At 47.5% G+C, this 21,191-nt stretch carries 20 protein-coding genes; 8 read left to right on the top strand and 12 right to left on the bottom strand.

Going from position 1 to position 21,191, the window contains the following annotated elements:
- Positions 1-52 precede the first annotated feature (52 nt).
- The 5 genes from CLV98_RS01185 to CLV98_RS01205 all read left to right on the top strand — a co-directional run bounded on the left by CLV98_RS01185 (position 53) and on the right by CLV98_RS01205 (position 4,613).
- The gene (locus CLV98_RS01185) at positions 53-1,378 is read left to right on the top strand and encodes an Nramp family divalent metal transporter (RefSeq protein ID WP_109672113.1); all 1,326 of its coding nucleotides are present in this window, start codon (positions 53-55) and stop codon (positions 1,376-1,378) included.
- 139 nt (positions 1,379-1,517) lie between these two features.
- Positions 1,518-2,825, top strand: coding sequence for a Gfo/Idh/MocA family protein (locus CLV98_RS01190; protein WP_109672115.1), 1,308 nt, complete (start codon positions 1,518-1,520; stop codon positions 2,823-2,825).
- A gap of 208 nt (positions 2,826-3,033) precedes the next feature.
- The gene (locus tag CLV98_RS01195; RefSeq protein ID WP_109672117.1) at positions 3,034-3,597 is read left to right on the top strand and encodes an OmpA family protein; all 564 of its coding nucleotides are present in this window, start codon (positions 3,034-3,036) and stop codon (positions 3,595-3,597) included.
- A gap of 29 nt (positions 3,598-3,626) precedes the next feature.
- Positions 3,627-4,091: a helix-hairpin-helix domain-containing protein gene (locus CLV98_RS01200; protein WP_109672118.1), complete on the top strand. Its 465-nt coding sequence runs from the start codon at positions 3,627-3,629 to the stop codon at positions 4,089-4,091.
- Between the two features lie 36 nt (positions 4,092-4,127).
- A complete protein-coding gene (locus CLV98_RS01205; protein WP_109672120.1) occupies positions 4,128-4,613 on the top strand; it encodes a helix-hairpin-helix domain-containing protein in 486 nt (161 codons plus the stop codon).
- A gap of 135 nt (positions 4,614-4,748) precedes the next feature.
- Here the strand turns inward: CLV98_RS01205 and accC are convergent, their stop codons facing one another.
- The 9 genes from accC to CLV98_RS01250 form a co-directional block, all read right to left on the bottom strand.
- Positions 4,749-6,095 carry an acetyl-CoA carboxylase biotin carboxylase subunit gene (gene accC, locus CLV98_RS01210; protein WP_109672122.1) on the bottom strand — a complete coding sequence of 449 codons (1,347 nt, stop codon included), beginning with the start codon at positions 6,093-6,095 and terminating at the stop codon, positions 4,749-4,751.
- Between the two features lie 40 nt (positions 6,096-6,135).
- The gene (accB, locus tag CLV98_RS01215; protein WP_109672124.1) at positions 6,136-6,606 is read right to left on the bottom strand and encodes an acetyl-CoA carboxylase biotin carboxyl carrier protein; all 471 of its coding nucleotides are present in this window, start codon (positions 6,604-6,606) and stop codon (positions 6,136-6,138) included.
- An 86-nt stretch (positions 6,607-6,692) separates the two neighbouring features.
- A complete protein-coding gene (efp, locus tag CLV98_RS01220; RefSeq protein WP_109672126.1) occupies positions 6,693-7,259 on the bottom strand; it encodes an elongation factor P in 567 nt (188 codons plus the stop codon).
- A gap of 19 nt (positions 7,260-7,278) precedes the next feature.
- A complete protein-coding gene (locus tag CLV98_RS01225) occupies positions 7,279-8,268 on the bottom strand; it encodes a beta-ketoacyl-ACP synthase III (protein ID WP_109672128.1) in 990 nt (329 codons plus the stop codon).
- Positions 8,269-8,368: 100 nt separating this feature from the next.
- Complete coding sequence (plsX, locus tag CLV98_RS01230; protein WP_109672130.1) at positions 8,369-9,307, bottom strand: phosphate acyltransferase PlsX; 939 nt, start codon at positions 9,305-9,307, stop codon at positions 8,369-8,371.
- A 131-nt stretch (positions 9,308-9,438) separates the two neighbouring features.
- On the bottom strand, positions 9,439-9,633 hold the full coding sequence (gene rpmF, locus CLV98_RS01235; protein ID WP_109672132.1) for a 50S ribosomal protein L32: 195 nt from the start codon (positions 9,631-9,633) through the stop codon (positions 9,439-9,441).
- Between the two features lie 77 nt (positions 9,634-9,710).
- Entirely contained in the window at positions 9,711-10,268 is a 558-nt protein-coding gene (locus tag CLV98_RS01240; RefSeq protein WP_109672133.1) for a YceD family protein, read from the bottom strand.
- A 187-nt stretch (positions 10,269-10,455) separates the two neighbouring features.
- Positions 10,456-11,088 (bottom strand): acetyltransferase, encoded by a 633-nt coding sequence (locus tag CLV98_RS01245; RefSeq protein ID WP_109673013.1) that lies wholly within the window; start codon positions 11,086-11,088, stop codon positions 10,456-10,458.
- 85 nt (positions 11,089-11,173) lie between these two features.
- Complete coding sequence (locus CLV98_RS01250; RefSeq protein WP_109672135.1) at positions 11,174-11,818, bottom strand: hypothetical protein; 645 nt, start codon at positions 11,816-11,818, stop codon at positions 11,174-11,176.
- Positions 11,819-11,916: 98 nt separating this feature from the next.
- Between CLV98_RS01250 and CLV98_RS01255 the strand changes: the two genes are divergently transcribed.
- Positions 11,917-13,398, top strand: coding sequence for a M61 family metallopeptidase (locus tag CLV98_RS01255; RefSeq protein ID WP_109672136.1), 1,482 nt, complete (start codon positions 11,917-11,919; stop codon positions 13,396-13,398).
- Here the strand turns inward: CLV98_RS01255 and CLV98_RS01260 are convergent.
- Positions 13,393-14,307, bottom strand: a complete 915-nt coding sequence (locus CLV98_RS01260; RefSeq protein ID WP_109672138.1) for a TIGR01777 family oxidoreductase — start codon at positions 14,305-14,307, stop codon at positions 13,393-13,395. The genes CLV98_RS01255 and CLV98_RS01260 overlap by 6 nt on opposite strands.
- An 84-nt stretch (positions 14,308-14,391) precedes the next feature.
- Positions 14,392-15,201: a lysophospholipid acyltransferase family protein gene (locus CLV98_RS01265; protein ID WP_109672140.1), complete on the bottom strand. Its 810-nt coding sequence runs from the start codon at positions 15,199-15,201 to the stop codon at positions 14,392-14,394.
- Positions 15,202-15,411: 210 nt separating this feature from the next.
- Between CLV98_RS01265 and CLV98_RS01270 the strand changes: the two genes are divergently transcribed.
- Together CLV98_RS01270 and CLV98_RS01275 are read left to right on the top strand one after the other, a co-directional pair.
- A complete protein-coding gene (locus tag CLV98_RS01270; protein WP_109672142.1) occupies positions 15,412-16,887 on the top strand; it encodes a M48 family metalloprotease in 1,476 nt (491 codons plus the stop codon).
- A 441-nt stretch (positions 16,888-17,328) separates the two neighbouring features.
- Entirely contained in the window at positions 17,329-18,606 is a 1,278-nt protein-coding gene (locus CLV98_RS01275; protein ID WP_158281185.1) for an alpha/beta hydrolase family protein, read from the top strand.
- A 244-nt stretch (positions 18,607-18,850) separates the two neighbouring features.
- Here CLV98_RS01275 and CLV98_RS01280 read toward each other — a convergent pair whose 3' ends face one another.
- Entirely contained in the window at positions 18,851-20,938 is a 2,088-nt protein-coding gene (locus CLV98_RS01280; RefSeq protein WP_109672145.1) for a protein-disulfide reductase DsbD family protein, read from the bottom strand.
- Between the last annotated feature and the right edge of the window lie 253 nt (positions 20,939-21,191).

The following is a 21,191-nucleotide window of genomic DNA, read 5'->3' on the forward strand; positions in this document are numbered from 1 at the left end:
CCATTTATATCAGTATTTTACAATAGAAAATGACTTTTGGATCAAAAAGTTTATGCCAAAAGTCCTAAATCCTCCTACCACTTTCTTTGGAAGACTGAAATACCTGGGGCCAGGTTTTATCCTTTCGGCCGCTATAGTAGGCTCTGGCGAGCTTATTGCCACTACTGCCTTAGGAGCAAAGGCGGGTTTTATTACCTTTTGGGTAATACTCGTCAGCTGTTTGGTAAAGGTGGCCCTCCAACTGGAGTTCGGCAAAAATGCCATATACTCCGGCACCTTTATCATGCATAATTTTAACAGGTTGTCGGGGCCCCGACTGAAAGGGACCCATTGGAGCATATGGCTCTGGCTTTCGCTGCAAGGCCTGAAGCTGCTTCAGGTAGGTGGAATCGTAGGCGGGGTAGCCATCGTTTTGCATATGGTAATGCCCATAATACCGGTAGAAGCATGGGCACTAATCTCTGTGCTCCTCACTTCGCTCATCTTGTACCGGGGCAACTATGGCCCAGTAGAGAAGATTTCCCTCGTGTTGATCCTCCTCTTTACGTCGGTTATTCTGACTTCCTTGTACCTACTCCAATACACCCCCTATGCCATTACCTGGGAGCAAGTAAAGTCGGGCCTGACTTTCTCTTTGCCAACTGGGTTGGTGGCGATCGCTTTTGGGGCTTTCGGGATCACGGGAGTGGGCGGTGACGAGATCATGTACTATAATTATTGGTGCATCGAGAAAGGCTATGCCACCTACACTGGCCCCAACGATGGTTCTGAGGCATGGAACGATCGGGCCAAAGGCTGGATAAAAGTAATGTACCTGGATGCCATATTGTCGATGTGCGTTTATACGGTCGTTACAGCCGCCTTCTATCTGCTGGGGGCGGCAGTATTGCATAGCCAGGGCCAGGTGCCCGAAGGGTACCAGATGATAGAGGTCTTGTCCCAAATTTTTACGGCGACCTTAGGTCCTTGGGCCAAAATATTATTTTTGATAGGGGCTTTTGCTGCCCTCTATTCTACCTTGTTTACGGCCACGGCGAGCTGGGCCAGGGTCTGGGGCGACGCTTTCGGACAGATAGGCTGGTTGCCTTTCGGCACGGTGTCAGAAAAAAAGCGTTCGATAGCTCTTTTTACTTGGATATTGCCTTTGATATGGGCTGTATTGTACCTCTTTATGAAAGCCCCCGTGCTCATGGTGGTTTTAGGAGGTATAGCCACCTCGGTACTCTTGCTGCTGATCGTATATGTAGCCTATGAATTCCGGTATCGTCAATTGCCCAAAAGTTTATGGCCTTCCCGGTTTTATGATGTCTTCTTCTGGCTCAGTGTGGCCGCTATCCTCATGGTCAGCCTATATGGGGTATGGAAGGTGGTGCTTTAAATCCGCCTATCGGGGGGTATTATAAGTCATATTTGCTGTTTTTGTAGAAAAGTTTGCATTTTATATAGGGTTTTATGGCCTGTCTATCGTCCTTGATAGTAATCTGGTTAATTCACCATTCAAAAAAAAACAAAGGATCATGGATGAAGTAAATCAAGTGTCGAGACGGAAGTTTTTAAAAAATTCGACGGGTGCCGCCCTGGCGCTTTCCGTACCTTACTTTGTACCCCAAAGTGCCTTTGGTGCTAACGATCGGGTACGTGTGGCCGTACTGGGCGTAAATGGCCGGGGTAAAAATCATATTAGTGGCTTCAGCGCCTTGAAAAACGTGGAGGTGGCCACTTTATGTGATCCTGACAATACGGTATTACAAACCAGAGCTAAGGAGTTTAAAGATAAAACAGGCAAGACGGTAAAGACTGAAATGGACCTCCGGAAGGTCTATGACGATAAGTCCATCGATGCCGTGAGCATAGCTACCCCAAACCATTGGCATGCCTTAGCCATGATATGGGCCTGCCAGGCGGGTAAAGACGTATATGTTGAAAAACCAGGCTCTCATCACTTTGAAGAGGGGCGGAAAATGATAGAAGCCCAGCAAAAGTATAAGCGGGTAGTACAGCATGGGGTTCAGCTGCGCAGCTCAGCCGCCATGCAAGAGGCCGTAAAGCATTTGAGAGATGGCCTGATTGGCAAGGTCTATATGGCGCGCGGCCTAGTATATAAATGGAGACCCGATATCGGCGATAAGGGGGTGTCGAAGGTGCCTGCCGGACTAGACTATGATCTGTGGACGGGGCCGGCGGAAATGAAGCCTTTCTCCGAAAATTATGTTCATTACAACTGGCACTGGCACTGGAACTATGGAAATGGGGATATCGGTAATCAAGGAATTCACGAGACCGACCTTTGTATGTGGGGCCTTGGTGTGGACACCTTCCCCGAAAAAATAACCTCTGCTGGCGGTAAGTTCCTTTGGGACGACGCCAAAGAGACTCCGGAGCTGCTATCGTCGACCTATATTTATCCTAAAGAAAAAAAGATTATAGAGTTTGAAGTACGTCCCTGGATGACCAACCTGGAAGACGGTGCCGGAATAGGCAATATATTCTATGGCTCTGAAGGCTATATGGTGATAAAGGGTTACGATTATTATGAGACCTTCTTGGGGCGCGATCGTAAGCCGGGCCCCTCGCGCAAGGCTGGAGGCGACCATTATAAAAACTTTATAGATGCCGTTGTGGCCGGGGATCCGTCTATGGTCAATGGGCCCGTCGAAACCATCCATTTATCTTCTGGATTGGCTCATTTGGGCAATATAGCCTATAGAGTAGGGCGTTCACTGACTTTTGATCCTGCCAAAGAGAAATTTGTAGGGGATACGGAAGCCGATGGATTATTGGCACGGAAGTATCGAAATCCGTTTAGTATTCCCGATAAGGTATAAGTAGATGTTAATTTGATGTGTGTAATTTCGAATTGAGCCTGTCACTTTAGTACGGGCTCAATTTTTTTTGATGCCACATGCCCCTTATTTCTTCCCCCACTGTTCTGGCTTTTCGGCCAGCTGCCAAAATAAATCTTCGATAATTCGGTGACAAAGTGTAACATAGCAGGTCTGAAATGATAGCTATACACAAAAATATATTATCACAATGTCGAAGCATAACAGTTTATGGTGGATTCTACTCGTTGGGTGGATAGGCCTTGGTTCCTGGTGGCATTATTGTAAAATAAAAATGGGTTGTGGACAGTCGGTTATTGCCGCTGTAGGGCCATTGGAAATAGCCCCAACCCCTCTCGAAAAGGCAAACCGCACACCAGCGGAGGCCCCTACTGCCGATGTAGAAATACTGGCGGAGAGACAAGCTTATAGGGGGCTATTTGAAGCACTTGATCTGTATTTTCCTTCTGGAGGCAGTACCTATATCCAAACCAGCGATAATGAGGCCTTCATCCGCGATGCTCAGGACTATCTGAAGCACCATCCCGACAAAAAACTTTATTTGACAGGACATACCGACAACACGGGGAGTCCATCGTACAATGTGGCCCTGTCCAAAAAGCGGGCTGAGTCGGTCAAGCGCATTTTAGTACGCCATGGCCTACCACCAGCCCAGCTGGTAGTGGAGGGAAGGGGACAGGCAGAGCCTAAAGCCGACAATGCAACCGTTGAGGGGCGTACGGCCAATCGTCGATGCACCGTCCGTATTCAGTAGTAATAGTTAAAAACTTAATCTAAAACACTATGTTTCAATTGAATCCGCACGGACTAGCCGATGCCTGGTGGCAGCACCTACTCATGGTAGTGGTGGCAGTAGCATTGGGCTATATGATAGGGTATAGGTCGGGAGCGGCGCAGCTGCTCGAGAGTAGCAGGGAGCGCTTCCGCCTGAATAATATCCTTGATCATTGTAAAAAGACCCTCTCCAATACCATGACCCCGAAGCCAATTGCAGAGGATTTGAAATTGATAGAGGGAATAGGGCCAAAGATTGAAGAGTTGCTTCAAGCGGAGGGGATCGTTACGTTTGCCGATTTGGCGGGTTATTCAGAGGATAAGCTCAAGGCTATTTTGGAAAATGCCGGATCCCGATTTCAGATGCACGACCCGCAAACCTGGCCACAACAGGCCCAGCTGGCGCACGATGGCAAATGGGAGGAATTGAAGGCTTGGCAGGATAGGCTGCTAGGAGGTAAAGAAATGAGTTAAACTGAATCAACAAGAAAATTTTTTGAATATAAAATCATGATATTACTTGAAATGAACCCTTTGAGTGGAACGGTAGCCATTTCGGAAATGGTGATCATTTTGGCGATCAGTGCCTTCGTAGGTTGGTGGATCGGAAGACGCCGGATTATGGGGCGGCTCCAACGATTGGAGGTAGAGGTGGCCAGCCTGGAGACCGAACTACAGGTATGCAAGGAAAAGGTGGTGCTTTCTAAGGTACGCTTATCTGAAAATGAGCCCGTGGAAACTCCCGATAATCTGAAGCTGATAGAGGGAATAGGGCCGATGATCGAGGCCCTGTTGACGAGCAAAGGAATACGAACCTACTCCTCCTTGGCTAGTGTACCCTCCAGTGCTCTAAAAGCTATGCTGGACGAGGCGGGACATCAGTATCAGCTACATGATCCTACCTCCTGGCCTCAGCAGGCCGCCTTGGCTCGCGACGGCCGCTGGGACGACCTCGGTGCCTTACAGGACCGGCTCAATGGAGGCAAGCTCGCCTAGTACCACTATTGATGCGCCAGGCAAAAGTGTGGCGAGGCGACTGGGGCCATAAAGATTGGCTCTTGGCCCGGTAATACGCAAAAGGCGAAGCATCAGAATCCCAATGCTTCGCCTTGTATGCTAGGTAAAAGAACCTTATTTCAATGATTCAAAATCGAAAGACTCTAAATATTTGGTCGTAAATATCCCTGATTTGAAACCAGGATCGTCCATCAGCTTGATATGGAAAGGAATGGTCGTTTTGATACCTTCCAATACGAATTCCTGTAAGGCACGTTTCATCCTGGTGATCACTTCCTCCCTCGACTGTCCACTTACGATAATCTTCGCAATCATGGAGTCATAATTTGGGGGGATGGTATATCCGCTATACACATGGCTGTCTATCCGAATGCCATGTCCACCGGGGAAGTGAAGGTTGGTTATTTTTCCTGGAGAGGGGCGGAAGCCATTGCCCGGATCCTCTGCATTGATGCGGCACTCCATAGCGAACAGGTGCGGGGTATAGTTTACCCCTGAAATAGGCTCGCCTGCGGCAACTTTAATTTGTTCCTTAATAAGGTCGAAGTTGGTCACCTCTTCGGTAATCGGGTGCTCTACCTGAATCCGGGTATTCATTTCCATAAAGAAGAAGTCCCCGTGTTTGTCTACCAAAAATTCGACCGTACCTGCTCCTTCGTATCCAATGGCCTGGGCGCCTTTGATGGCGGCAGCACCCATTCTTTCGCGAAGCTCAGGGGTTACAACTGGAGAGGGAGTTTCCTCTACTAGTTTTTGGTGGCGACGTTGTATAGAACAATCTCTTTCGGATAGGTGACAAACTGTTCCAAATTGATCGCCAATGATTTGGATTTCAATATGGCGGGGCTCTTCAACAAATTTTTCTAGATAGAGGCCGTCGTTGCCAAAAGCGGCTGCCGATTCGGTACGGGCGTCGTTCCAGGCTTTTTCGAATTCCTCTGGTTTGTTGATGATACGCATCCCACGGCCACCACCACCGGCAGTAGCCTTCACGATGACGGGGTATCCCATTCCTTCGGCGAGGCGTAAGCCCTCTTCTACAGACTCTAGGAGGCCTTCCGAACCGGGCACAACGGGTACTCCGGCCTTAATCATGGTCGCCTTGGCCGTGGCCTTGTCGCCCATTCCATTGATTTGCTCGGCGGTAGCTCCAATAAATTTAATGCCATAATCGGCACAAATTTGGGAGAACTCAGCATTCTCCGACAGGAAGCCATAGCCAGGGTGGATGGCATCGGCACCCGTTACTTCGGCTGCCGAAATGATATTTTGAATGCTCAGGTAAGATAGCTTACTGATTGGTGGGCCTATGCAGACGGCTTCATCGGCGAATCGCACATGAAGGCTGTCGCGGTCGGCGGTAGAGTAAACGGCCACCGTTTTAATGCCCATTTCACGGCAGGTTCTGATGACGCGAAGGGCAATTTCACCCCGGTTGGCAATGAGTATTTTCTTGAACATGAATTGTCAATTTATGAATAGCCAATAACGTTCCTAGTGGTTAAGCTGGCTCAACAAGGAAAAGAGGTTGGTCAAATTCTACGGGAGTCGCATTTTCTACCAGTATTTTGACGATTTTTCCAGAGATCTCCGACTCTATTTCGTTAAATAATTTCATAGCTTCGATCACACATACCACCTGCCCTGGCTTAATATCGTCACCCACGTTGGCAAAGGCTGGGGATTCGGGGCTAGAGGCCCGGTAAAAAGTCCCGATCATCGGCGACTTGATGGTGATCAGGTTAGCCTCGTTGGCTGCTGGTGCAGGGGCTACGGGCTCGGCTGCTGCTGGAGCCGCTGCCACTACGGGTGCCGCTGCGGGCTGAGCTACGGGAGCAGGCTGCGCCACAGGAGCGGGGCCCATTCCATAACGTTTCACTTTTATTTTGAGGTCGTTGGTCTCGATGTTCACTTCATCTAAGCCCGATTGAGCAATGAAGTCTATTAGTTTTTGTATTTCCTTGGTTTCCATTTAGCGAAATTTTACGGTATAGAGATGAGTGCCTTTGCTTGAATATATAAGCTTTTGGTATTCAGTATATAATAAGTAAAAGGGCCTTATGATTTTACTCTTTCTACGTAATCATACGTACGAGTATCCACTTTTATTTTTTGGCCTTCATCTATGAATAATGGAACCATGATGCGCGCTCCGGTTTCCACCTCAATGGCTTTTTTAGGAGAGTTGGCGGTATCCCCTTTCAGGCCTGGCTCCGCATAGGTTACTTCCAGTTCCACAAAAGGGGGAAGTTCACATAGCAAGGGCGAATCATTTTCGGTGTTGATCAAAATCTCCACTTCCTGGCCTTCTTTCATTAAATCGGCATTGGTAATCAGTTTTTCATCGATCAATACCTGGTCAAAAGTTTCGGCATTCATAAAGTTGAAGCCCATATCGTCCTTGTACAAGTACTGAAACTTGTGGCGTTCCACACGTACTGGAAAAATGGTAGCTCCAGATGAAAAAGTATTGTCTAATACTTTTCCAGTAGTGAGGCTCTTGATTTTGGTACGTACAAAGGCATTTCCTTTCCCAGGTTTCACATGTTGAAATTCTATCACCTGAAACAAGTCGTGGTTAAAGTTAATTACCAGTCCGTTACGTAAATCTGCGGTATTTGCCATAATAGTAATTGATTATAAATTAGTATCCCCATTTGAGATACAGCGCTCCCCAGGTAAAGCCTCCACCAAAGGCGGCTAGTACCAGGTTATCACCTTTCTTAAGTTTAGATTCGAAATCCCATAAACACAATGGAATGGTGGCGGAAGTGGTATTGCCATAACGGTCAATATTCATCATTACCTTGTCCATGCCCACTCCCATACGGTTGGCGGTGGCCTCTATGATCCGGCGATTGGCCTGATGCGGCACCAGCCATGCGACGTTGTCGCCGGTAAGCTGGTTTTTTTCCATGATCTCGGCCGAAATATCGGCCATGTTCTTCACTGCAAATTTGAATACCTGCGCGCCGTCCTGATACACAGAGTGCCAGCGGTTATCGATGGTCTCGTGTGTGGGTGGATATCTACTCCCCCCTGCTTTCTGGTGAAGGTATGGATAGCCCGCGCCGTCCGAACGTATGATGGAGTCGATCACGCCATTGCCTTCGGTGTCGGGCTCGAGCAATACTGCCCCGGCTCCGTCGCCAAAGAGGATACATGTTTTGCGGTCGGTATAGTCGACTATCGACGACATTTTGTCGGCACCTACTACGATCACTTTTTTGTATTTGCCCGTTTCAATGAACTGGGAAGCCATGGTCAGGGCGTAAACGAAGCCCGAGCAGGCCGCCTGTATGTCGAAGCTACCCACGTTGCGGATCCCTACCATATCACAGATCAGATTGGCAGTACAAGGAAATACGTAGTCAGGAGTGGTAGTGGCACAAATCAATAGATCGATTTCTTCTGCCGAGGTGTTGGTTTTGGCTAGAAGGCCTTTTACGGCTTCGGCGCCCATATGGGAACTGCCAAGGCCTTCACCTTTTAGTATATGTCTTTCTTTAATCCCGGTTCGGCTAACGATCCATTCATCGTTAGTGGCAACCATCTGTTCCAATTCTGCATTGGTGAGAATATAATCGGGTACATACCCTTGTACTCCCGTAATAGAGGCTCTGATGTGGGTCATGATTTAATGGTAGCAGTCAAAATCACTGTGGATTTTGGTGAAGGACAAGATCGGATTTTGATATGATCAGAGGTTGAGCCGTATAAATTCATTTTCATTATTAATTCAAAGCCTGAGCAATATGCAAAAAAGCTTTGGATTTTACTTGTTTATAGGCCCAGCCAATCATATTCTGAATAGCTAGGGGGGTGGATACTCCGTGTGCGATCATGACGTTACCGTTGACGCCCACAATAGGACTTCCTCCAATGGCCTCATAGTTGGTCTGATCGATAAAATCGTCCTTAATCCCCCTTTTTTTGGCGATTTCATAGAGCGATTCCCCCATCTTAAACAGAATATTACCCGTAAATCCGTCGGTAACAATCACATCTGCCTTATTGGTGAATAGATCCTTTCCTTCAATATTTCCTATAAAATTTATTTTCTTGTTTTGCTCTAGAAGTGGATAGGTGGCTTGTGCAGTGAGCGAACCTTTTTGTTCCTCTTCGCCAATATTCATGAGGGCCACTCTGGGCTTGGATAGCTGAAAGGTATATTGGGCAAACAAGGATCCCAGTTCGCCAAATTGTGCCAATACCTCAGGCTTGCAGTCGGCATTGGCTCCTATATCCATCATAATGGCATGGCCTCCACCTAGCTGAGGAACAAACCCCGCAATAGCCGGTCTTAACACGCCTTCTATGGCTTTGATGCTAAAAAGTGCCCCTACATGCATGGCTCCCGTGTTTCCGGCCCCACAAAAGATGTCTACTTCCTTTTCTTTAAGAAGCTTGAACCCTATGGCTATGCTGGAATTGGGTTTTTGAGAAAGCGCTTTCGTAGGATGCTCCCCCATCTTTATTACGTCTTCGGCATGCACTATATCAATGCAGGAAGGTACGTCCCCGTAGCCTTTAAAAACATCTTTAATGATGTTCTCATTGCCGATTAATATAATTTTCGCATCCGAAGGTAGTTCAGTAGCTGCCTGAATGGCGCCTTCAATAATTGCCTGTGGAGCTAAATCTCCCCCCATAGCATCTACCGCAATTTTCATTTACACGCAGTTTTTTTTACTGATAAGTTTAGAAATCAAAGGTGTAAATTTAGCAGATGTGCTCAGTAAAAAAGAATTTCGTAACAACTTTTACAAGTATATTACGAAATTCTCTTTTCATCTTCCGAAATCTAAACCGTTTTGCTGTAGTTTTCTACCACTACTTTGCCTCTATACACCAAGTTTCCTTCGTGTACGTGAGCGCGGTGGAATTGGTGAATCTCACCAGTAGTAGTGTCTACTCCCAATTGCTTTCCTGTAAGGAAGTCATGTGCTCTGCGCGTATCGCGACGGCGTGTAGAGATTTTCCGCTTAGGATGTGCCATGATATTATGTTCTAATTGTTAACTTTCAATAATTATATACTTCAATATTTCCCTTTCTACAGGGGGCTATTCGATCTTTATTCGCCCTTCAGCTTCTTTAAGGCCTCCCATCGGGGGTCTACCGCTTCGGTGCTCTGAGTATCGGCTGCTGGCGATCCACCCTCTGAGGTGTATACCAGAACCGATTCTTGCGCCTCTTGTGTAAAGTCATCGTCGTCATCGTCTTTCCGATAATCGGGGTGGATTTTCTTTACAGGTAATGCCAGGGCTATAAATTCAAATATATAACCCGCTACATTCACGCGGTTCGTATTCCGATTGATCAACACAATCTCATCGGACAACTCTTCATCCCGGTCGCCAAACTTAAGGATCAACCGATCTTCAGTCTTAAAGTGCTCCTCGTAAGGCTCCAAACTCCGGTCGCAAACCAGCTCCACCGAACCTTCAATCCGAAAGTTGAATTGAAGCATCGTCGACGACTTATCCATCACAATTTGCGATTTGAAATGACCACGCTCGATCAAATCCTGCTCTAATTCCGCAAAAAAGGGGTCTCCCGACTCCATTTCATAGTCATACCGTTTGTCTTCTAAACCGTAAATGTCTATGTTATATTTACTTAGCTCTTTCACTTGTGTCGATAAAAGGACTGCAAAGGTAGTACCTTTTTTATTTGAATGAAAACTATCTGTAAAATTTTATTGGCCTTCCCGATACACTTTATTCCTTATGAGGGAAGTAGTAGGGGCCAGGCTCCCTTAAATTCCTTATTATTATGGGCTTAAGCCTATAAGAAGGGCGTTATTGCCAAGCCGCGAACTATACTTTCCTAGCAGGATTACCAAAGTAGGTGGCATTGGCCGGTACATTTTCTACTACTACCGATCCGGCACCGATTCGGGCCCCTTTTCCTATAGTAACTCCGGCGACGATAGTGGCCCCAGCGCCAATAAATACGCCTTCGCCCAGGCTCACGCGGTCGTTCAGGATGGCTCCTGCGCCGATGGTGCAAAAGTCGCCGACCTGTACCGAACCATCGATAATGGCTCCTGCCAGCACCAAACAATGTTGGCCTAATACACTTACTGGCCCTATAATGGCCCTGGCCGCTATCAGATTGCCGTGCCCTACGGTGGCCGTATCCGAAATGCTCGCACTCTCGTGGATGGCGTTAACGGGCATCACCTTATAGTCCTTTACCAGCGTCTCCACCAGGCGTTCGCGTACCGAACGCTCTCCTATGGCCAAAAATACTTCGCATTTGCTGCCTAGTACGTCCAAATAGGCCTTGTCGTCGGTGTGGCTTAGGACACTCACATCGCCAAACTCCTTGCCCTGAAGCTCCTGGCGGTCGTCCAGAAAGCCATAGACCATTACATTGTTCTTCTTGAAAATATCGAGCGCCTTAAGTCCTAAGTCGCCCGCTCCAAATATTAATACGGGATTTTCCATAGCATTGTTTTTGGCTCCTAAGGAGTGGCTTTCCCACCCCAAGCCGCATGTTAATTATTGATATCTCCTGCGCTAACAGTTAAAATCATAAAAAGGTTACTCGAAAGACAAATGGACTACTATAGGGGGAAAGATTCTGTCCGCTATATTGATCGATTTGATTGTTATAATTGAAATTGTACAGGATGGTAAGATGAACCCCCTTGGTAAAGCGCCCTCCTAGGGGTTGGGTATAGGACGCACCGAACATAGGAGACCCGAGCCATTGGCGTTTTTGGTAGGAGCCTTCCACATTCATGGCTTCATATTCCCCTATAAGGTTGACCATAGGAGCTATAGCATACATCAAAAATCCTCGCCCGCCGTAGTAGGCTGTACTGATATTATAATACCTCGATTTAAAATACATAATCGTTCCACCCACACCACCAACGAGTTTTTCGGTCAGTTCATAACCAGCCATAGGCGATAGGTTGATGTTGGTAACCGTACCGAAGCTTAGCCCGAAGCTACCGCCCAGGCGGACGCGATCGATAGGGGCCCGAAGGCTGAATTCTGAGGGCGCCTCCTGGGGAGCTGGGATGGCCTTTCGCTCAGCAGGTTGGTATTCGACCGGTTTTTTGGTCCTCAGGGAGTCGGGACGGTAGTACTCGTCGTTTTGGGCCCAGGCTCCGCCTATACCCAGCATCGTGAAGGTGAACAGGAGTAGTAAGAAGGTTTTAATTTTCATTTAAAAGTCGTTTATTTGGTCCGATTGATTCTTGTAACGATAAAGTTGGCTGTTTTGGTTTGTAGATTCCATAAGGCCAGCACCCCAGTATACTTACCATGCATTACCATATCACCGTTGCCGACCCGGCGTCTCATTTCCTAAATCTTACTTTTACCGTTTCTAAGGTAGATCAGGAATACCTAGAACTTCAGCTTCCGGCCTGGCGTCCTGGTCGATATGAAATTCAAAATTTTGCCAAAAATATTCAAAATATCGCTGCCTTTTCGCATCAAGGGGACAAACTATCGATAGAAAAGATAGGAAAAGATCGGTGGAGAGTAGCTACTCGGGGCCAGCAAGAAGTGCGCATAGCGTACAATTACTATGCCAATATCCTCAATGCCGGGACGAGCTATGTAGACGCCGAGCTATGGTATCTTAACTTTATCAATTTTGCCCTGTATGTAGATGGGCGTATGACAGAACCTTATCGAATAAGCCTGGACATACCCACAGCTTATCAAGTGGCCACCGGACTTAAAATGGAAGGCCCCGAGCTGTTTGCCCCCGATTTTTATACGCTGGTGGATAGCCCCGTCCTGGCTTCTGCTACCATTCAAGTGGGTACTTACCAGCTAGAGGGGGTAGACTTTTCGGTGTGGATGCAAGGGAAGCAAAAGCCGAACTGGGAGCGTATCCTCGATCAATTCTCACGCTTTAGCGCCGAACAATTGGCTACTATGGGCACGTTCCCCGAAAAGGACTACCATTTTATGAATCTGATACTCCCCACGGCCTACTACCATGGGGTGGAACATCGGAACTCTACCATGGTGGTGCTCGGGCCCGATGACGAAGGCGAGGAGTTCTATGCCGATCTGCTGGGGGTAAGCTCGCATGAGCTTTTTCATGCCTGGAACATCATCAGGATTCGTCCCGTCGAACTATTGCCCTACGACTTTACCCGTGAAAATTATTTTCAAACTTGTTTTGTGGCCGAGGGATGTACCACCTATTACGGCGATTTGTTTTTGGTGCGAGCCGGAGTTTTCGATCTTCAGGCCTATATCAAAGAGCTGGAAGTATATATGAAGCGCCATTTTGAAAACAGTGGAAATGCCTCCCAGTCCTTGCTAGAGTCGTCCTATGACCTCTGGCTCGACGGGTATGAGAAGGGCATCCCCGACAGAAAAGTGTCTGTTTACCATAAAGGAGCCCTCGTAGCCCTGATTTTGGATTTGTATCTGCGCAAACACTCCAACCATAGCCGCTCCCTGGACGACGTCATGCGGATCCTATGGGAGCGTTTTGGGAAGCCTTTTATAGGATATAGCCTACAGGACTATCAGCAAGTGGTAGAAGAAGTAGCCGGGGAGCCTCTGGACTGGTACTGGGAGCGTTGTATACGGGGAACGGAGCCGCTGGAAGGCTTGCTCAACGAGGCCTTGAAATTGGTAGGCCTGCAAATGTTGGTTTTAGAAAATGGACAGATAAGCCTTTCCCTGCAGGCGGATGAGGGCAGCGCCCAACACCTTAGCCGTTGGCTGAGTAGCCGGCAGCCTGCTAGCCAGGGAGAAATGGGGGCAGGGGCTTTATGAATTGAAAATATTTTCTAAGGCTTCCTTTATTTCTGGAAATTCGTAAATAAAATTAGTCTCCGAAGTGATGCGGTGATTGAGTACATAGTTACTTCCCAATACCACGGTGGCCATCTGCCCGAACACCAGCCGTAAGGCAAAAGCCGGGACGTTGGGAAGGAACTGTGGCCGACCCAGCACCTTGCAAATATGCAGGGTTAGGGCCTTATTGGTAACGGGTGGGTGGGCTACGGCATTATAAGCCCCTTCCCAGTCGCTGTTTTCCATGGCTTCGATATACATCCGACAAAGATCGTCGATATGAATCCAGGACATCCACTGTTTTCCCGATCCCAAGGGGGCTCCAAGGCCAAACTTGGCCGGAAGGGCGATTTTGGGAATGGCACCTCCTTCTTTGCTCAATACCACCCCCGTGCGGAGCTTTACCGTTCGAACGCCCAAATGGGCTAATTGATCCGCGGCCTTCTCCCATAATACCGTGACCGTGGCTAGGAAGTCCTTGCCGGCGGGAGCGTCTTCGGTATGCTGGGTGTCGCCGGTGTCTTGTCCATAATAACTGCTTCCAGAAGCAGAAATGCATGATTTTAGAGCTATATTTCGTTCTTTGACGGCCTTGGCGATTAGCCCTATGGTCTCGGTACGGCTGGCTATAATGGTCTTCTTCCTTTCTGTGGTCCATTTGCCATCGGCAACTCCCGCTCCTGCGAGGTGTATTAGATGTTCTACTCCGTCGAGGGCCCCATCTTCTATAAAGTTTGTAGCTACGTCGTAGCGAAACACCGTTACTCCAGGTATGTTTTCTTTTCTTCGGCTAAGATAGGCTACGGAATAGCCCCGTTCCTTTAGCAGGGTGGTGAGTCGGGTGCCTATGAGGCCGGTTCCTCCGGTGATCAGTACTTGATGTGCCATAAAATTTGTCTTTAGAATACTTTAGACAGAAAGAAACGTGCCCGATGGGTACGTTTTGATGATCGCCAAGGGGAGCTACTGCTGCTAGGCCGTACCGAGATCGGCGGGAGGAACTTGCTCTATGGCCTCGGTGATCCTAGCCACAAGCTCGTCTATGGACGCATCGGGGGCCAGCTGCATGGGGGCCTTAAACTGTACGGTCAGCCTGGTATTTCGTTTTTTGAACCGGAGCCCTTTTTTGTCGAAGGCCCTACGGAAGCCATTGATCACCACGGGCACCACTATGGGCGAATGGGCCTTAATAAGGTGTGCCGTGCCTTTCCGGATGGGCGCGAAGGGCTTGGTAGTACCTTGCGGAAAGCTTACTACCCAGCCATGCTGAAGCCCAAGTCCTATCTTATCCTGACCGCTGTTGTCGAGTTCCCTTTTTACGTTTTCACCATTCGCCCTCCAGGACCTGTCGACGGTGATGGCCCCACCTGTACTAAAAAGTTTTGGAAGTAGGCCGCCTTCTTTCATGGTTTCGGAAGCGGCCACATAATAGCAACGGGCCTTGGGCGAGAATAGATAGAAAGGCGGAGAAATCGTGTCCTTATATCCCCATTTTGTGGCACAAAAGATATGATAAAAGGCGATGACGTCGGCGAAATAGGTTTGATGATTGGCCAGAAAGAGCACTCCGTGGTCGGGTAAGGTGAGCAAATGCTCAGTACCGGTAATCTCGATCTTGTTAACGGCCGTATACCTGTAATAGGTAAACCAGCCTATTATGAAAATAAAGAATCGTTTTAAGAGCAGAAAGTTCCCAAATGGATCGCATTCTAATAGCCCCAAAAAGTCAATTTTGGCCAATCTCTTGGGAAGCAGGCTATAAGTGGTTTTTTTTGAAGTCATGCTTAAATCGATGAGCCAGGAATGTTTTTAAATCGGGAAAAAACTCCGAAAATAGTTACTTTTGTAACAAATTGACGTAAATGATGCAATTAAATTAGGAATACCTTCAAGGGCCCTTTGAAAGATCTTAGGAGCACCTTTGGCATAGTCTTTTTGAAATATGCATTCAGGAAGTTTCTAGAGAACCACTATAATTAATAATCACAATATATGAAAATCAAGCTATTTACCCATATTCTATTTGGTATGGGCACGATGTGGCTCCTGTCGGGGTGTTCGAAGAACCCAGTTACAGGAAAGAAGGAGCTGATATTTATGTCACAAGAAAAAGAGCTCGCCATTGGGGCGGAGTCGCACCCGTCGGTAGTAGCCACCATGGGAATATATGATGATAAGAATTTGCAGGCGTTTATCAATGAAAAAGGAAAGGCGATGGGTAGCATTTCGCACCGCCCCGATATCCCTTACCAGTTTTTTATTGTAGACTCTCCGGTGGTCAATGCCTTCGCCGTTCCGGGAGGTTACGTCTATTTCACCCGAGGCATTATGGCACATTTCAATAATGAGGCGGAGTTCGCGGGTGTTTTGGGCCATGAAATTGGCCATATTACGGCCCGGCATTCGGCCCGTCAGCAAACCACCCAGATCCTTGGGCAAGTGGGCCTGATGGCGGGAATGGTGCTTTCTCCGCAAATCCGCGGCATGGCCGACCAAGCCCAGCAGGTAGTAGGGACGTTACTGCTGAGCTATAGCCGGGAACACGAAACGGAATCGGATGGTATAGGGGTACAGTATTCGAGCAAAATCGGGTATGATGCCCACGAAATGGCTCATTTTTTCGGTACATTAAAGAAACTTTCAGACAAGAGTGGACAGAGTATCCCTACTTTCCAGTCTACCCACCCCGATCCGGGCGACCGTATGACGAAGGTGGACGGCCTAGCCACTGCCTATCAGAAGGAGCACCCCGCCAATTATGAAGTAAATCGGAATCAATATTTACAACGGATAGAGGGGATCGTCTATGGAAATGACCCCAAACAGGGCTTCGTAGAAAATGGACAGTTTTACCACCCGGAGCTACGATTTCAATTCCCGGTTCCTAGCGGCTGGCAGTATGAAAATAGCCCCATACAATTCCAAATGGCTTCTAAAGATGGTAAGGCCATGATGCTATTTACCTTGGCCGAAGGCAAATCCTTGGATGAGGCGGCCCAATCCGTCGTAAAGGGATATAACTTGCAGGTTTCTGAAAATAATAAAACGACCATCAATGGCAACCCCGCTTTGGTCATGGTGTCGACGATCGCTCAGCAGACTCAGGAAGGGCAACAACCTGCCGCCCAAACCGAGGCCAACACGACGAAGGTCGCTACCTGGCTTATTCAGTATGGAGGCAATATCTATGCCATTCATGGGGTAGCAGGCGGAGCCGATTTTAATGGCAATGTGGCGCAGTTTAAAAATGTAGCCCAGGGATTTAAAGCCGTAACCAATTCCAATATTTTAAATAGAAAGCCCGAACGCATCCGAATTAAGACGGTTCAGCGCTCAGGAACCTTGAAAGATGCCCTGAAGGCCTATAATATGCCCGAAAGCAAAATGGCCGACCTGTCGATCCTGAATGGCATGGACCTAGACGCTAAAGTCGAAAAAGGGATGCTTTTTAAAACTTTAGGAGAGTAGGTACGCTTACATAGTCCAATCAAAAATCCCCCTCGGCAATGCCGAGGGGGATTTTTGATTGATTAACTTGGTATTTGGCTATAATTGGTTGAAAGTCAAAGAGCCCTAGCGTTCGGTGCTGTTGTTAGCCAATGAATATATATCCCTGAATTTCTGCTCCCCAGCGGCGGGTACCGTTCCGAAGCTGACCCATTTTGTCCTCCTTGCTGCCTGCGACGTCGCAGTGTTACAGCGCCGATCAAGTATTTTAGTTAAGCAAACTGCTTTATAGTCATAATGTTTCTTCTTGCATGGGAAGAACTATCTAAGACTTTAACCCGACTGGTTCGAAGTGCAATCGGCGGTCCGTCTTTTCCTGGAAACGATTTTTTAGCTAATGGCTCATTGCCAATGGTGAATATGCTTAGACAATATCATACGTTTTACGCGCTCTTAATGAAGATGGATAATTTTAAATCGAAGTGTTTTGTCCCAATTTTTAGTTTTGTTCTGTTGCTATGCGGTTGTGCTGTGGACGGTACTGCCCAATCCAACGCTGTTCATGATGCAAATCAAAATCGAGCTGGGAATAACGAAGGGTTTTGGGACTCAAAGGTTTTGTTTGGAAAACCTGATTCCAAATCGCTCCAAATAAGCAGTGGGGTACAGTCATTATTATTCAAAAGTGTCGATTATAAGGGCAAGTCAACCGAAGTTTTTGCCTATTATTCTGATCCCGATATGCTGAATGGGAAAACTTCACAGAAGAAATTTCCAGGGGTCGTTCTCCTACACGGCGGAGGGGGAAAGGCTTTTCAGGAATGGGTGGAAAAATGGGCTGCTGAAGGATACGCCGCCATTGCTATTGATTTTGGAGGCAAAGACGGTAATGGGAATCGGTTAGAAAATGCTGGACCTGCGCAAGGTGCCGAGGAAAAGTTTACCAATATAGCAAATGGTCCCCTCACAGATGTCTGGACGTATCATGCTGTAGCGAGCAGTATTCTGGCTCATTCCTGGTTGCGAGCACAGCCCAAGGTCGACTCCTCCATGACTTTTGTAACTGGTATTAGCTGGGGGGGCTACCTCACTTGCATCGTTGGGTCGGTCGACCACCGATTTAAGGCGGCAGTACCTGTATATGGCTGTGGTTATTATGGCGAATCCGATGTCTTTAAGAAAGACCTCAACCAGTTATCTGGTGGGTTTAGAGAGAAGTGGCTTCAATATTTTGATCCCTCCGTTTATTTGCCTCATAGTCAGGTGAAATTTTTGTTTATTAATGGCAATAAGGATCGGTTTTATAACGTCATTCCCTATTCTAAAAGCTATTCGCTAGTCAGCGAGAAGAATCGGCGTGTTTGTATAAAACCAGATATGCTCCATAGCCACCCTAGAGGCTGGGAGCCATTGGAGATTCGTTCATTTTTTGATCATTTAGCGTACGGTTATGCCGACTTACCCTCTTTGAATGACATTAGAATGGGAGAAGGGAGTATTTCTGCCTCCTATAACGCTCCGGTCACGCTAGCCAATGCCAGCTTTTATTATACTTCGGATACCTTGTCGACGAATGAAAATAGGAAATGGCAGTCCGTAAAGGCAGAAATCGATCCGGACAGTAAAAAAATTAGCTGCAAAATGCCAGAAGAAGGGTTTGCATACGGTTTCTTTTCTATAAAAGACCACCGTAGTGTGTCTGCTTCCAGTGAATTTGTGATCAATGGTCGCGTGGAGTAGTTATTGTCTACCAACTCAGCGTCTGCAACCAAATTAATAAATAGCGAAAAAGGGTATCCCCTTAAGCGAGCCCGATTTCGGAGTGAATGGTTTTGGGTGTGAAACGGGCCGGCTCGAAACTAGCTACCCCTCTATCCCGGCAGGGTTAGAGGGGTAGAACACTTCGGTTTATTTCCCTTCAAGAAGAACTTTTTTAGGTCGTTTATAGGTCGATCAGCAATGAATCACCTCGCTAAAAAGCTTTTTATTTATTAAAAGCCGCCTTGCCACTATCGAGGAAATCAGCAAAGTTCTGGGGATTTAGATCATAATTGATAGGCTTTACAAGCAAATTCCCCTCGTGGTCGACCAAGCAATAATGCGGCTGAGCATTATTATTATATTTTACGATTTGTAAATCGGCATTCTGCGCCCCTATCGATTTCTTTACCTTATTGTCGTACGTAGAGGTGTACCATTCCGCCTCCGGAAGTTCCGTTTTATCATCTACATAAAGGGCTACTATCACATAGTCGTTTCGCAGGCGTTGAAGTACCGCCGGGTCCGACCATACCCTGGCTTCCATTTCCCGGCAGTTGACGCAGCCATGGCCGGTGAAGTCGATAAATACGGGTTTGTTGACCGTTTTGGCATAGGCCAGGGCCTCCTTAAGGTCAAAGAATCCGTCGAGCTCATGGGGCAGGTGAAACAAATCGGCATATTTTTTATCCGTCACCGTGCTAGGGCTAGCGGACCCTATGGCTCTTTTATTGAGGTCAAAATCGAGCGTCGACTGGGGAGGTAGATAACCCGCCAGCGCCTTCAGTGGGGCTCCCCACATACCCGGTATCATATAGACCACGAAGGTGAAGGTGATGATAGACATCAACAGCCGGGGTACGCTCACCTTTTCCAGGGGAGAGTCGTGGGGGGTACGGATTTTGCCCAATAGGTAAAAACCCAAAAGACCAAAAATAACAATCCAAAAGGCCAGGTATACTTCACGATCGAGCAGGTGCCAGTGGTATACCTGATCGGCAATGCTGAGGAACTTTAAGGCTAAAGCCAGCTCCAAGAACCCTAAAACTACTTTGACAGTATTGAGCCAGCCCCCCGACTTGGGTAGAGACTTGAGCCACTGTGGAAATAAGGCGAACAAAGTGAAGGGGATAGCGAAGGCCGACGAAAATGCCGCCATGCCTACTATCGGTTTCAGTACTTCCCCGCCGGCCGAGGCTACTAACAGACTCCCCACTATGGGTCCGGTGCAAGAAAAGGATACCAATACGAGGGTGAAGGCCATAAAAAATACCCCTGCATAGCCCCCTTGGTCGGCCTTTTGGTCCATCTTATTGACCAGGCTACTCGGCAATACGATCTCGAAAAGTCCTAGAAACGAGAGTCCAAAAATAAAGAAAACAGCAAAAAACAGTACATTAGGGATCCAGTGGGTGCTTAAGAAATTGGCGAAAGCGGGACCGTTGATCCGTGAAACGACGGTTCCGATCAGCGTGTAAATAACCACAATAGACACCCCGTAAAGCAAGGCCTTAAATTTGCCTTTTTCCTGGTTGGTAAAGAAACTCACCGTCATTGGGATAATTGGGAATACACAAGGGGTTAGCAAAGCCACCAGCCCCGATAAAAACGCGGCCAAGGCAAAGCCCCAAAGGGATCCGCTCATAACAGAGTCGGTTGTTTCGGTGGTGGTGATTTCGTCTGCACGGGCGTCTGCAGGTGCTATTGCCTCATCGGCAGCGGCTAGGCTGTCGGAAGACGCCGCGGCGGGTTGGTTGGGCGCTTCTGCGGTGAGGGCCTCTTCGGTTGCTACGGGTTGTGAGCTGGTGCTTGGGGCTGCCGCTTCTGCCGGGGCTGTTACTTTTAGCCCACTAAACTCAAAATCGTCGCTCCCCGCTATACATAGGCCCGTCACATTGCTACAAGTCTGAAACTCCGAAGTACCTTTGATAATGGGCTTGTCTGAGCGTATTTTAACCGTTTGTTTGAACACCGCCTTACCGGTAAAGTATTTGACATCACCTCCCCATACTTCTTCAAACTTCGTTTTGGGGTTTTGTGGCTTAAGCTTGCCTACCAACTCGAAGCTATCATTTTTTTCGAAGCTGAAGCTGGTGAGCATAGGGCCCAAATCGGGATCAAAATCGGAAGAATATAAATACCAATCTTTGTCGATGGTAGCCGTGAATATTAAATCGACTGTGCCTCCTTTTTCAACTGTGTTTTCAGAAAATGTGTAGGTCCATTGGGCCTTTGCCTTGTGAATTTGGGCGCTTACGGGCCTGCCCAGTAAGGATATACCGATTAGGAGGAGTAGGAAGAAACTGCGATTCATGTTTTTGAGTTATTATTTTTATTTTTCTTTAGGACTATAGACGTAGGAGTAACGGTATCCCTTACAACTGATACATAAATGAACGTAATTTTCTTAAAAAAATTCAGGAATAATGTCTTATCCCTAGTTTTGTGAGGCTTCATCGCCTGAACTCAAAGAATCGCTTAAAGCCCGTCTTGCCCCTTCTGGGAGCAGTATGCCCTCTTTTCCCAAATTGGGGAAGGGCCATAACCTTCCTATTTTTCTCGTAACT

It is taken from the genome of Dyadobacter jejuensis (assembly GCF_003149085.1).
GTDB classification, from domain to species: Bacteria; Bacteroidota; Bacteroidia; order Cytophagales; family Spirosomataceae; genus Dyadobacter; species Dyadobacter jejuensis.